The organism is Pseudoalteromonas sp. T1lg24 (genome assembly GCF_002964745.1).
Lineage (GTDB): Bacteria > Pseudomonadota > Gammaproteobacteria > Enterobacterales > Alteromonadaceae > Pseudoalteromonas > Pseudoalteromonas spongiae.
Genome location: NZ_PQCB01000016.1, coordinates 511,203 through 524,611, shown reverse-complemented (window position 1 = coordinate 524,611; position 13,409 = coordinate 511,203). Strand labels below are relative to the sequence as shown.

At 42.1% G+C, this 13,409-nt stretch carries 10 protein-coding genes and 1 pseudogene; 8 read left to right on the top strand and 3 right to left on the bottom strand.

The features are described 5' to 3' along the window. Position 1 precedes the first annotated feature (1 nt). Positions 2–2,406 (top strand): annotated as a pseudogene (locus C2M30_RS09825) (glycoside hydrolase family 15 protein). A gap of 23 nt (positions 2,407–2,429) precedes the next feature. Here the strand turns inward: C2M30_RS09825 and C2M30_RS09820 are convergent. Then, positions 2,430–3,449, bottom strand: coding sequence for a LacI family DNA-binding transcriptional regulator (locus C2M30_RS09820; RefSeq protein WP_105171502.1), 1,020 nt, complete (start codon positions 3,447–3,449; stop codon positions 2,430–2,432). Positions 3,450–3,698: 249 nt separating this feature from the next. Here C2M30_RS09820 and glk point away from each other — a divergent pair, with 249 nt between their 5' ends. From glk to C2M30_RS09785, 7 genes are all read left to right on the top strand, one after another. Then, positions 3,699–4,664, top strand: a complete 966-nt coding sequence (gene glk, locus C2M30_RS09815; protein WP_105171501.1) for a glucokinase — start codon at positions 3,699–3,701, stop codon at positions 4,662–4,664. A gap of 15 nt (positions 4,665–4,679) precedes the next feature. After that, positions 4,680–5,696 (top strand): LacI family DNA-binding transcriptional regulator, encoded by a 1,017-nt coding sequence (locus C2M30_RS09810; protein WP_105171500.1) that lies wholly within the window; start codon positions 4,680–4,682, stop codon positions 5,694–5,696. Between the two features lie 458 nt (positions 5,697–6,154). Beyond that, positions 6,155–8,017: a phosphogluconate dehydratase gene (gene edd, locus C2M30_RS09805; RefSeq protein ID WP_010560261.1), complete on the top strand. Its 1,863-nt coding sequence runs from the start codon at positions 6,155–6,157 to the stop codon at positions 8,015–8,017. 12 nt (positions 8,018–8,029) lie between these two features. Next, entirely contained in the window at positions 8,030–8,659 is a 630-nt protein-coding gene (locus tag C2M30_RS09800) for a bifunctional 4-hydroxy-2-oxoglutarate aldolase/2-dehydro-3-deoxy-phosphogluconate aldolase (RefSeq protein ID WP_105171499.1), read from the top strand. 1 nt (position 8,660) lies between these two features. Then, on the top strand, positions 8,661–9,665 hold the full coding sequence (gene gap, locus C2M30_RS09795) for a type I glyceraldehyde-3-phosphate dehydrogenase (RefSeq protein WP_105171498.1): 1,005 nt from the start codon (positions 8,661–8,663) through the stop codon (positions 9,663–9,665). Between the two features lie 79 nt (positions 9,666–9,744). Next, positions 9,745–10,023 (top strand): hypothetical protein, encoded by a 279-nt coding sequence (locus tag C2M30_RS09790; protein ID WP_105171497.1) that lies wholly within the window; start codon positions 9,745–9,747, stop codon positions 10,021–10,023. A 91-nt stretch (positions 10,024–10,114) separates the two neighbouring features. Next, entirely contained in the window at positions 10,115–10,447 is a 333-nt protein-coding gene (locus C2M30_RS09785; RefSeq protein WP_105171496.1) for a membrane lipoprotein lipid attachment site-containing protein, read from the top strand. A 229-nt stretch (positions 10,448–10,676) separates the two neighbouring features. Here C2M30_RS09785 and C2M30_RS09780 read toward each other — a convergent pair whose 3' ends face one another. Further along, positions 10,677–11,618: a LysR family transcriptional regulator gene (locus C2M30_RS09780; RefSeq protein ID WP_010560256.1), complete on the bottom strand. Its 942-nt coding sequence runs from the start codon at positions 11,616–11,618 to the stop codon at positions 10,677–10,679. Between the two features lie 65 nt (positions 11,619–11,683). Beyond that, complete coding sequence (aceK, locus tag C2M30_RS09775; protein WP_010560255.1) at positions 11,684–13,390, bottom strand: bifunctional isocitrate dehydrogenase kinase/phosphatase; 1,707 nt, start codon at positions 13,388–13,390, stop codon at positions 11,684–11,686. Between the last annotated feature and the right edge of the window lie 19 nt (positions 13,391–13,409).

Here is a 13,409-nt window from a genome sequence, read left to right as displayed (position 1 = left end):
CATGTTTAAAACTAAATTTGTTAAACAATCATTGCTAGCAAGTGCTGTAGCACTTGCAATTTCAGGCTGTGGTGCTGAAGTGGCAAAAACTAACTCAGCAAGTACAGTGCAAAACAATTTAACTGCACCAGGGGCGCCTGGTAGCAAACCATATTGGGCTTATTCAGGTAAAACAGGTATTGGTTCCAGCTACGAAGCTTACTTAGATGGCAGCTACAGCGATAAAGCGGCAACAGGTGCCGTTTCAAAAGTGTGGTTCTCATTAGCGCAGGGTATTATTACTGAAACCATGTTTGGTTTAATCCACCAAGCACAGTTAAAAGAAATGCAATTTCTAGTGAAAGGCAACAACTTTGTTGCTACAGAGCTAGACGATACCAACTGGCAAATTGACTATCTACAAAAAGACGAACTAGGCAGACCGTTATCACTTGCTTACAAGCTAACAAATACTGACAAGCAAGGCCCTTTAAAATCGAAAAGCATATCTTCACAGATAGCAACAACCAAACGCTATTTGTAAAAGTGGCATTAGAGTCGCTTAAAGGCGAGCCTCTCTCACTTTATGTTCATGCCAATCCGTATGTAGATAATAACGGTGTTGGTGATAAAGCCATGGTGAAAGAGGGCAAACTCGTTGCGGTTGATGGCGATAATTATCTGACACTTGCAAGTAACACAACATTTGAACAGGCAAGTGTGGGTTTTGTTGGTACATCTGATCTGATATCACAAATGAAATCGGGCGAAACGTTTACCAGCTATTCAACAACCGGTGATAAAACTGGTAACGTGTCGCTAGATGCCTTACTTGGCAGCACATCAAGCAAAGCAGAATTTGATTTAACACTTTCATTTGGTAAAACCTTGGATGAAAGTATTGCAGCAGCAACCTCAAGCCAACAAAAAGGCTATCAAGCGTTGCTAACTGAATTTGGTGCTGATTGGCAGAGTTATTTAGCATCGCTTGATCTTCAAAGCTTGAGCTCACAATCTGCTGATAGTGGTCGCTTAGCCTACGCCAGTGCTCTCGTGTTAAAAGCGCAAGAAGATAAAACACATGCAGGCGCCTTGATTGCATCATTGTCAAACCCTTGGGGCGACACAGTACCTGCAATTGAAGGTCACACAGGTTACAAAGCGGTTTGGGTACGCGACTTTTATCAAGTAGCAATGGCATTCTTAGCTATGGGTGATACTGCAACAGCTAAAACCGCATTTGAATACTTAGAAAAAGTACAAGTAACCGATAAAACACCAGGTAACCAAGGCGATACAGGTTGGTTTTTACAAAAGACTCACGTAGATGGTGAGCTAGAGTGGGTAGGTGTTCAACTTGATCAAACAGCTATGCCAATTATGCTTGGCTGGAAGTTATACCTTGCTGATGTGCTTAGCAAAGAAGAACTGATTTTCTGGTTTAACAAAATGCTTAAACCTGCGGCAGATTTTTTAGTGGAAGGTGGTCTTGCTAAAATTTTATGGAATGACACCGAAATCAAACCGCCATTTACTCAGCAAGAACGTTGGGAAGAGCAAGCTGGGCATTCGCCATCAACAACAGCAGCGGTGATTGCTGGATTGATTACCGCAAGTGAAATTGCAAAGCTGGCAGGCGATGATGTCTTGGCTGCTAAGTACTTCAATGTTGCAAAGGATTACAACGCCAAAGTTGAATCGCGCATGTATACCACTAAAAGTACGTTACCGAGCGATGCATCAAACGGCCAGCATTATGTGCGCATTAGCCAAGATGACGATGCAAACTCAACAACTGTTTTAGGCGATAACAATGGCCGAAAAGGTTTAGTCAAACAAAGCATTTTGGATGGCGGCTTTTTGGAACTTGTGCGTTATGGTGTAAGAAGCGCTGAAGATAAGCATATTATTGATACGCTTGATGAATATGATGCACAAAATTTACCTGAAAACCTTAAAGTAAAATATAACTTTACTTTTGAGGGGGTGGAGGGGCAATTCCCAGGCTGGCGTCGTTACGGTAATGACGGTTATGGTGAAGACGAAGTTACTGGCACCAACTACGCTGAAGGCGGCAATAATACCCCAGGGCAACGTGGACGTGTTTGGCCATTCTTTACTGGTGAACGAGGTCACTATGAAATTGCAAAACTCGCGCAATCTGATTCGTTCGATGCGAAACAGCAAGCCGTGTTGACGCAAACCTATGTTAAAGGCATGGAACAATTCGCCAACGAAGGCTTAATGTTACCAGAGCAAGTGTGGGATGGTGTTGGTGTTAACCCGCATAATTACACATTTGGCGAAGGCACAAATTCAGCGACGCCACTTGCATGGACGCACGCCGAATACATTAAATTATTGCGCTCAATGTCAGACAAACAAGTTTGGGATTACTACCCAGTAGTCAAAGCAAAACTGAACTAAAAAAGGCGCGTTAAGCGCCTTTTTTATGCCGAATGCCTTACAACCAAGGTGGGCTTTAGCTGGGTTTGTGCTGGTGGCTCGTCTTTTAATTGTGCTAGCAAATTCGCTACAAGCATTTCTCCCGCAACAGACGTACTTTGATTAACTGTGGTGAGCGCGGGCTCAGTAAAGCTCGCAACAGGAATATCATCAAAACCAATCACGCTAATATCTTCAGGTACATTTAATCCCGCTTCTTTGATTGCGCGAATAGCGCCAATTGCAATTAAGTCACTGGCAGCAAAAATAGCATTAATAGGGCGTTTTAAGCTAAGCAAAGTCTTGGTGGCGTTATAGCCTGACTCATCGGTTGAAATGGCATTAATAATCTGGCGCGCATCAACATCTAAGCCATGCTTATTAAGCGTATCTTTAAAGCCATTAAAACGGGCGAAAAATTCAGGGCTGTGTTCTGATGCATCACCTATAAATGCACATTGAGTACGTTTTTTCGCAACTAAAAACTCTGCAACTTGCTCACCGCCAAAATAGTTATCACAGGAAATGGAAAGCTCTGGGCGCGAATCAACGCGAGCGCCCCAACATACAAACTTAGTGTTGTTTTGTAATAGTGTGGCAAGTCGCGCTTGGTAATCGATGTAATCGCCGTAGCCCAACAAAATTAAGCCATCAGCGCGGTGACTGTCTTCGTATTGCGCTTGCCAATCTTGATCCATTTGCTGAAATGACACGAGTAAATCATAGCCTTGATTAGCACAGGCACGCGTGATTGAGCCCAACATTGATAGAAAAAACGGATTGATCATAGATTCATCGCTGGTGGGATCTTCAAATAGTAACAGTGCAATGGTGTTGCTTTGTTGCGTGCGCAGGTTACTGGCGTTTTTATCGACTTTGTAATTAAGTTTTTTAGCAATCTCAAAGACTTTCTTTTTGGTTTCCTCGTTCACTAACGGGCTGTTGCGCAATGCGCGCGAAACCGTAGATTGTGATACGCCTGCATAGTGGGCAATATCGAACGATGTGGCTTTGGATTTACTCAACTGTGCACCTTTTTATGATAAACACGCTAATTTAGACGGTATTTTAGCCATAAACTTAATAAAAAAACTAACTTTATGTGATGAGATATTGAATTTAATCTGACACCGGTGTCATAATTAGTCAACTTAACCGAAGTCAATTGGGTTTGTTGCCATTTAGTTGATTGTCTGTAGCAGGGCAAGATATAACTACTTACGAGTTGCAATTGCTGCACTTAAAAATTAGCTAATTCAATTGAGAGAATTAATATGTTTGAGCCTATATTAGTTGCGGATGTTGGCGGTACAAATGCACGCTTTGCACTCGTTACAGCATTTGATAAAACGACAAAAGAAATTGTATTTAACAACATTCAAAAGTTTTCAAGTTTAGACTTCGATAGCTTTGCTGATGTTGTTGCAGCCTACATTGATACGCTAGAAAGTGTGCCCAACAATGCGTGTTTTGCCGTAGCGGGCCCACGTAAAAAAGACACGGTCTTTTTAACTAACTTAGGTTGGCAATTTAATGTAAGCGATATTAAACAGCAATTCGGCTTCGCTAATTTTAAAGTGATCAATGACTTTGCTGCATTTGCACACGCATCTCCTTATATTGATAACACTGCAAACTTAGTTATTAAAGACGGGCATAGTCACAGCGATGGTAATATTGCGGTGATTGGTCCAGGTACAGGGTTTGGCGCTGCCGCACTTGTGAAAGGCGAAGAGCAGAATGTGGTATTGAGCTGTGAAGCAGGCCATATTAGCCTAGCGGCATGTAACGAACTTGAACGCAACTTAATTACTGCATTAAGCGAAGAATTTGAACATGTTTCGGTTGAACATGTATTTTCCGGTCAGGGCATTGAAAACTTGTACCGTGCGATGGCGAAAGTCCATGGGCAAAAAGCAAATAACTTTGATGCGCCAACAATTACACAACTGGCGCTCGCAAATGATGACGACATTTGTGTAAAAACACTAAACCAATTCTGCGATTGGATTGGCGCTGTAGCAGGTGATTTGAGCCTGACCTTTAACGCGACCGGTGGTGTGTATATTGGCGGCGGTATTTTGCCCCGTTTTCAAGATAAGCTACTGGCGAGTGAGTTTGTAAAACGTTTTGTTGCAAAAGGAAAAATGCAGCACATTGTTAACGATATTCCGGTAATTTTAATCACTCAAGACAATATTCCGTTGTTGGGTGCGGCTGCCAGTTTAGATACGAAATAATAATTAGAGATTTATATGGAAAAAGTGACGATAAATAGTGTGGCCAAACACGCTGGGGTATCAAAAAAGACGGTATCTCGCGTGCTTAATAACGAGCCAAACGTGTCTGATGCGACCCGAGAGAAGGTTCAACAAGCGTTTAAAGAGCTAAATTATCGTCCTAATCCGATTGCCCGAGGCCTTGCGCATAACCGCAGCTTTATCATTGGTTGTTTGTATGACAACCCGTCTAAAAGTTATATCACCCGTGTACAGTCAGGCGCGTTAGAAGCCTGCCAAGAGCGCAACTACAACTTGCTAATTCACCCATGTGAACTGCGCGGCGAGCCACTTATTGACAATATTGAAACACTTATTAGCACATCGCGCTTAGATGGTATTGTATTAACGCCACCATTTTCAGATAACCAAGAGTTAGTTGACCATTTAAAGCTACGCAATATCCCATATGCGCGCGTCGCACCAGTGACCTTAGACGACCAATCAATCTCGATTAAAAGTAACGATACGCAAGCGGCTTACGATATTACCAAGTTATTGCTAAAACTCGGCCACAAAGATATTGCGTTTATTAAAGGTCACCCAGATCACAGTGCTACCGAAGCGCGTTTCGCCGGCTATGTTGATGCCTTGAACGAAGAGGGCATAACTCTTAAAAGTGAGTTAGTTGCCGAGGGTAACTTTAGTTATCATTCTGGTGAAGACAGTGCGCGACAAATCCTTGAATCACCAGCTCGACCAAGTGCTGTATTTGCGTCGAATGATTACATGGCGGCAGCGGTATTAAAAGTTGCCTCGCAAATGTCACTGAAAGTGCCTGATGAGCTGTCAATTGCAGGCTTTGATAATGCCCCGATTGCGCGCCATATTTGGCCAGGACTAACAACGATTGCGCAACCGGTAGAAGATATGACATTTCGTGCGGTAAACTTATTAATCGATAAGATCAATGCGCCTGAAAGCGAAGACATCGAAGAAGTGTTCGCTGGCAAATTAATTGAGCGTGAATCGACCGCGCCTGTGCAAAAATAATTTGTCACGTAAGACTTCACGCCTTACGAAATAACGGTTGATAATTCCCAGTTAAAACAAAGCGTTTCTTTTATTTAAGAGGCGCTAAACATTTCATTTATACCTTAACAATACGCGGTTCCTTTGCCGCGTTTTTTCTTTATCGCCTTATATCTTAAGCGTTCCTCGTAAATTATTTTTTCTGTCATTTTAATGTCATTGTCACTTGTTGAACTCAATTCATGCTTTTTATTGTAGATAAATTGGGCAGTTCACAAGAAAAGCACTAAAATTAGGGTTGACACCGGTGTCATGGATCGGTTTTAATAATGTGACACCGGTGTCATAGAGTGGTTGTGAGAGACGCTCGATATCGGACCTTTGAACGGGTAGACAAAGTCGCTCGGTACTTAGACTAGCAGGAGTCTCTAATTTAAGTACTGAGCCTTTTTCCCAAATCTTTATGAATGAGTGCGAAAATGCTACACCCAAGAATCCAAGAAGTAACCGAACGAATCATTGAACGCAGTAAAGCAACGCGTCAAGCGTATTTAGCGCGTATGACAGCAGCAAAATCTAAAAAACGCGTACGTGCTGGCTTAGGTTGCGGTAACCTTGCACACGTAATGGCAGCCTGTTCAAGCTCAGACAAAGCATTATTAACTAAAGACGAACAACCTAATCTTGGTATTATCAATTCTTACAACGACATGCTTTCAGCGCATGTGCCTTACAAAGAATACCCAGATTTAATTAAAAAGGTTGCAACCAAATTTAATGCCACTGCACAAGTTGCCGGTGGTGTACCTGCTATGTGTGATGGTGTAACGCAAGGCCGCGATGGCATGGAGCTTTCGCTTTTTTCCCGTGATGTGATTGCAATGTCTACGGCTGTTTCACTGTCGCACGACGTTTTTGATGGCGTATTTTGTTTAGGTCTGTGTGACAAAATTGTCCCAGGCCTTGTAATTGGCTCATTGTCGTTTGGTCACTTGCCAATTTACTTTTTACCAGCAGGCCCAATGCCTTCAGGTATTCCAAATAAAGAAAAAGCGCGTGTACGCCAAAAATTTGCGCAAGGTTTAATCGGTCGTGATGAATTACTTGCAGCAGAAAGCGCGTCTTATCACAGTGCAGGTACATGTACTTTCTACGGTACTGCTAATTCTAACCAAATGTTGATGGAAATTATGGGTCTGCACTTGCCGGGCAGCTCGTTTGTAAATCCATACACAGAATTACGTGATGGTTTAACGGTTAACGCAGTAGAAATGATGCTTAACCAGCTTATCACCAGCCAAGATGCCAATCCAATTGGTGAAATTGTCAGTGAAAAAACGATTGTGAATGGTTTAGTTGGCTTACTTGCGACGGGTGGTTCAACTAACCATGCAATTCACTTAGTTGCAATGGCAAAAGCAGCAGGCGTAGAAATTACGTGGAAAGACATGTCAGATATTTCTGAAGTAGTGCCATTACTTGCACGTGTTTATCCAAATGGTTCGGCTGATGTTAACCACTTCCACGCAGCAGGTGGTTTACCGTTCTTAGTGAAAGAGCTATTAAAAGGCGGTTTCTTACACGAAGATGTGAAGACCATTGTAGGTAATAGCCTAAACGATTACACCAAAGAGCCAGTAATCGATACTTCAGTAATTGCTACCGACAACCAAATAGCAGCGAAAGTGAAATGGCAAGATTGCCCAGAAAATTCGCACGATGAAGAAGTACTTCGTCCAGTTACAAATCCATTTAACCCGCAAGGTGGCCTGCAGCTATTAACGGGTAACTTGGGCCATGCGGTAATTAAAGTATCTGCGGTACAAGAGCAGCATCAAACAGTGACAGCGCCTGCAAAAGTATTTAATTCGCAAGCAGGATTGCAAGATGCCTTTGCTCGCGGCGAACTTGAAACTGACTTTATCGCCGTAATAAAAGAGCAAGGCCCTAAAGCGAAAGGTATGCCAGAGCTACACAAGCTAACGCCGATTATGGCAACGCTGCAAGACAAAGGCTTTAAAGTAGCGATTGTTACTGATGGCCGTATGTCGGGCGCGTCAGGTAAAGTGCCAGCGGCTATTCACCTTGCGCCTGAAGCGGTAGAGGGTGGCTTTATCGCAAAAATCCGCGAAGGTGACGTGGTAACACTTGATGCACCAAATGGCGTATTAAAAGTTCATGTTGCTGATGATGAATTCGCACAGCGTGAAATTGAAATTAGCGAACAAGTTCAAACATTTGGTACAGGCCGTGAGTTGTTTGAAGGTATTCGCCAAACGGTATCTAGCGCAGATTTAGGTGCCAGTGCATTTGGTCTTATCTACCCAAATACAAACCAATAACAGGAAGTAAAAATGAGTATTGAAAAAATTCTTCAAGCAGCACCGGTAGTCCCTGTTGTTGTTATTAATAACCTTGAAGATGCAGTGCCACTTGCAAAGGCATTGTACAACGGTGGTTTGCGCGCATTAGAGATTACTCTGCGTACACCGGTAGCGGTAGAAGCAATTAAACAAATTAAACAAGCATTGCCAGAAGCGTACGTTGGTACTGGCACTGTAATAGATAAAGCAACGTTTAATGCATCAATTGAAGCGGGCGCTGATTTTATGGTGAGCCCTGGTGTTAACGATGAGTTGTTAGCGCTTGCCAGTGAAACTGATGTGCCATTTTTACCAGGCGCTGCAACACCAAGTGAAGTGATGCAGATGGCAGCAAAAGGCTTCGGCTTTTTAAAGTTTTTCCCAGCAGAAGCCGCCGGTGGTGTGCCAATGTTGAAGTCAATTTTTGGTCCACTACCACATGTTAAGTTTTGCCCAACTGGCGGTGTAAGCCTTGCCAGTGCGCCTAACTATTTAGCACTGCCAAATGTAGTGTGTGTGGGTGGTACTTGGATGTTAGATAAAGAATTAATCGCAAATAAAGACTGGCAAGCAATCGAAGAGTTAGCGCGCCAAGCAAGTAAAGTGAATGAGGGTGAATAAGATGATCAGAGTAGCTATTAACGGTTATGGCCGTATTGGACGCAACGTATTACGCGCGCTTTATGAGTCAAATCGCGAACAAGAAATTAAAATTGTTGCAATTAACGACTTAGCACCAGCTAACGTAAATGCACACCTTACACAATACGATTCAGTGCATGGTACATTTGGTAAAAAAGTAACGCTTGCTGAAAACACACTGGTTATCGATAACGACGAAATTGCATTAGTACAAGAACGCGATCCTGCAAACTTGCCTTGGACTGATTTAGCTGTGGACATCGTGCTTGAATGTACTGGTCTTTTCACATCACGTGACGCGGCAGCAAAACACATTGAAGCGGGTGCAAAACGTGTAATCGTATCTGCACCAGGTACAGATATGGACGCAACGGTTGTGCACGGTGTTAACTCAGATGTGTTAAACGCTGATAGCATTATTATTTCAAATGCGTCGTGTACAACTAACTGTTTAGCGCCTGTTGCTAAAGCGCTTAACGATACAATTGGTATTGAGCAAGGCAGCATGACAACAATTCATGCTTACACTAACGACCAAAACTTATCGGATGTGTACCACAGCGATTTATACCGTGCACGTAGTGCAACACAAAGCATGATCCCAACTAAAACGGGCGCAGCAAAAGCAGTAGGCTTAGTACTACCCGAGCTTGCTGGTAAGCTAGACGGTATGGCGGTACGTGTACCAACTATCAATGTATCACTTGTGGATTTAACCTTTGTTGCCAAGCGTGAAACAACAGCTGAAGAAGTAAACGCAGCGGTTAAAGCAGCAGCTGAAGGTGCAATGGCAGAAGTACTTGAGTACAACGAAGCACCGCTTGTATCAATTGATTTTAACCACAACCCAGCATCATCAGTATTCGATGCAACACAGACTAAGGTTGATGGTAAATTAGTTAAAGTAATGGCTTGGTACGATAACGAATGGGGTTTCTCAAACCGCATGCTCGACCAAGTAACAGCATTAGGTAAGTTTTTATAATTTACTCTACCGACTAAGTAAAAACGGCTGCATCTGCAGCCGTTTTTGTTTTACAATGCTAAAAAACAAAGGATTGTTTATGAGTTTAGCATCACACCCCGCGACATGGTCGCACTCAATTGCCAAGTCTAAATTGCGCGTTATGGCATTTTCGCTTCTTCATTTCGCTTTACTGTTTTTTGCCCTTTGGCTGCTGTTTGACCAAATGTCCCTTAAGCAGGATATTAAGGCACTTACGTTTACTGATTTACTTAGCTCGAGCAGCTTAGTGTTGTTTATTGGCGGGTTTTATCCGTGTTTCTATCTGTATACCATTTATCGTTTACTTGAAACGAATGCGTCAGACTCTAAGTTATAAAAGTCTTATGGTCACTGTAAGCTTGTTATAAAATGCGCATTATCACCTAATTTTATTTACGTTTATTTTGTTTTAGTTTTTGTGAGGGAATATGAAAAAATCATTATTGGTTATTTTTGCTTTATTATTTTTAAGTGCATGTAGCGAACCGTTACCAGACGATAGGTTATCGTATGCGGGTGAGTGGGTGAGTAAAGAAATGTATTTGCTAATCTTACCTGACGGCACAGTATCTTATAAGCGCCTTAAGGGCGGCGGTAGCACCGAGGTTAATGGGCCACTTAAAGAATTTCAAGGTGATGATTTTATTGTAGGTATAGGATTTTTAACGACTACCTTCGATGTAACAGAGCCACCTTCGATTGAAAACGATCAGTGGGTCATGACAGTCGATGGTGTTAAGCTCACTAAACGTGAAGAATAATACCAATTCTGTTAAGTATGAGAGCAGGGATAGCGCTGGATAAATGAAATGGTAACAAGGCAGAATTGTTCTTATGTAGTTGTTCTACATTGATACATTCTAACGCAGTTAGCATGATATTTAGTCCGCTAGGATGAGCTGCTATTTAAGTGAATTGGTATAATCCCAGCTCTGATTAAAAAAGCCGACACTGTTTGTCGGCTTTTTTATACGTTATAAACGGCTTCAGTTAGCTTGAAAGCGTTTCTGCTACATCGGCAATTTGTTGGCGCAGCCAAATATGGCTTGCATCGCGGTGTAATAATGGACTCCAAATCATATCGAGTTCAAACGGTGGAATTGGGAATGGTGGCTCGACTATTTTTAGCGCGTTATCACTTTCATAAATTTTAGCTACTTTGGTTGGTAGCGTGGCGATTAGGTTTTGTGCTTTAGCAAGGTGGATAGCCACATGGTAATTACGGGTAAATGATGCAATATTGCGGTGTTTACCAAAATGAGCAAGCGCTTCGTCAACCCAGCCAAGTTTTTGTACATCGGCAGGATCCATGCCCACACCCACACCAAAACCTGTTTTACTTACCCAAATATGACGGGCTTTTAAGTATGCATCTAAGCTGTAGTTTTCTAATACGGGATTGTTGGCGTTCACTACGCACGAAAAACTGTCTTTCCATATACGCTTTTGGTGGAAAGATTGCGGTAAATTATCAAACCGGTTAATCGCCATATCCACTTTGCCATTTTCTACATCGTGAAAGGTTACATCGCTTGGTGTAACAATATCGAGCGTTGTATCAGGGGCTAAGGATTGTAAGCGGTTTAATAACATAGGCGCGAGGGTGCTTGCAGCGTAGTCGCTGGCCATGATACGAAACACGCGATTACTGCTTGCTGGTTCGAAATCGCGGTTAGGCTGCAGTGTTTCTTCAAGGGTTAATAATACCCCGCGGATCACAGGTTGTAATTCTTTAGCGCGTTCAGTCGGCACCATACCATCACTGGTTCTCACCAAGATTGGGTCGTTTAACAGTGCTCGCAGGCGTTTTAAACCGTTACTCATAGCGGGTTGTGTAATGTTTAACTGATTCGCTGCACGCGTCACATTACATTCTCTTAGCAGGGTATCTAAATACACCAAAAGGTTTAAATCGACTTTACTAATATTCATTTTATTTATGTGGCTAAAGTATTTTATAAAAGACTTTAATAAACGAATGAATAAATAACAAGATGTTATCGTAATTTAAATCTTAGACTTTCGGGGTAAGGGTAAATATCTGTACTTATGCCTTGTTTAATTTTTTGTTGTTCATCACGCCAGAAACTTGCAGTACTGAGCTCAGGGTGTTGGTCGAGGAGCAAAGCTTTAATATGTGGATCTGTGGTAACAAACGTGGTGAGTTGTTCAATAAAGACATCTTGTGGCGCAACTGAATAGGCATCGGGGTAATCAAAATAACCGTCGGATTTAGGTAAATCGCGGAAATTCATATCGGTTAAATACTGCACTTCGTCATAATCATAGAAAATAACGCGTTTGTGCTTAGTTACACCAAAGTTCTTTAACAGCATATCGCCTGGAAAAATGTTGGCCGACATCATCTCTTTAAGTGCTTGGCCATATTCCCCCATTACATGGCGTTTATCTTGCTCGTTGGCATCTTGTAAAAACAAATTAAGCGGTGTCATACGCCTTTCAATGTAAAGATGCTTAATGATTAATAAGTCACCGTCAAATTCGAGTGAACCGGCAATTGATTTCTTAAGCCGATTTAACAAAGGCTCTGGAAAGCGTGAAATTGGAAAGGCAACATCTGAAAATTCAATGGTATCGGCCATGCGTCCGACTTTATCGTGTTGTTTTACCAATTGATATCGCTCAAGTACCGTGCGCCTGCCAAAGGGTTTACCATCACCAAATTTATCGCGAATAACTTTAAATACATACGGAAAAGTAGGGTGGGTAAATACTTCCATAACCATGCCTGGAGTACCTGCGGCTACTTCGAAGTCTTCCTTACATGAAGCTAAATGGTTTAAAAACTCGCGATAAAACTCACTTTTACCTTGTTTGTGAAAACCAATGGCGTTGTATAGCTCAGCGGGTGTGCGGTTCGGCATAAGCTGATTTAAAAAGCTTACAACACCAGATGGCGAGCGAGTATTGACCATAAAGTACGCCCGTGCAAAGCCAAACACCACCCGCATTTGGATTGAATTTGTTAGCACGGCATCAATATACAGCCCTTTATTTTTTTTGTGCAAAATAGGAATAATAAACGGCTGTACGCCATTTTTACTAACAATACGGCCGACAATGTAAGCTGCTTTGTTGCGATAAAACGGTGCTTTCAATATATCAAAGCGCATTTGGTGGTTGCGCGAGTTTACATTAGGCGCTTGCTTAACAAAGGCTTTAACAATATTTTTTATATCTGATTCAAGGTCGATAAATGGTGCTTTTAAATCGAATTGGGCGAATATTTGTTTAATTGTGGGTAAAAGGCCATCGACGACAGGAAAAAAGCTTTTGTATTCTTCTTCAACCGGTACCAGTGGTGCGGTTAAGGTACTTTCAACAAAAATAAAGTCGTTATTAAAATATTTGCGGTGGTATAAGCGGCAAAATACCGAGTTAAAAAAGGTTTCAGCCAGCTCGGCCTGTGGGTGAAAACTCAGTAAATCGGTATACTCGGCTTTCGTGGCAAGCCATAATTCGGTATCGATATGTGAGGCATCAATGCGGCGCTTTAACTTTTCAATACATTCATTTACGCGCTTGTCGTAGTAACTAATGCGCTCAGCGCTAATACGCTGCATTGATTGCCAATCGGCATTGGCAAAATGCACTTGAGCTTGCGAGGTTAATCCTTGAAACAATGAATAGTGATGGCTAAACCCTTTTAAAATTAAGTTAGCAATAACCTGGCTCAACTGCATTTTTATATCCCTTTATTGT

Excerpts from the sequence above, each read along its gene's own strand:
- glk (WP_105171501.1), top strand. The coding sequence starts at position 3,699 with ATGTTTGAGCCTATATTAGTTGCGGATGTTGGCGGTACAAATGCACGC.
- C2M30_RS09810 (WP_105171500.1), top strand. The coding sequence starts at position 4,680 with ATGGAAAAAGTGACGATAAATAGTGTGGCCAAACACGCTGGGGTATCA.
- edd (WP_010560261.1), top strand. The coding sequence starts at position 6,155 with ATGCTACACCCAAGAATCCAAGAAGTAACCGAACGAATCATTGAACGC.
- C2M30_RS09800 (WP_105171499.1), top strand. The coding sequence starts at position 8,030 with ATGAGTATTGAAAAAATTCTTCAAGCAGCACCGGTAGTCCCTGTTGTT.
- gap (WP_105171498.1), top strand. The coding sequence starts at position 8,661 with ATGATCAGAGTAGCTATTAACGGTTATGGCCGTATTGGACGCAACGTA.
- C2M30_RS09790 (WP_105171497.1), top strand. The coding sequence starts at position 9,745 with ATGAGTTTAGCATCACACCCCGCGACATGGTCGCACTCAATTGCCAAG.
- C2M30_RS09785 (WP_105171496.1), top strand. The coding sequence starts at position 10,115 with ATGAAAAAATCATTATTGGTTATTTTTGCTTTATTATTTTTAAGTGCA.
- C2M30_RS09780 (WP_010560256.1), bottom strand. The coding sequence starts at position 11,618 with ATGAATATTAGTAAAGTCGATTTAAACCTTTTGGTGTATTTAGATACC.
- aceK (WP_010560255.1), bottom strand. The coding sequence starts at position 13,390 with ATGCAGTTGAGCCAGGTTATTGCTAACTTAATTTTAAAAGGGTTTAGC.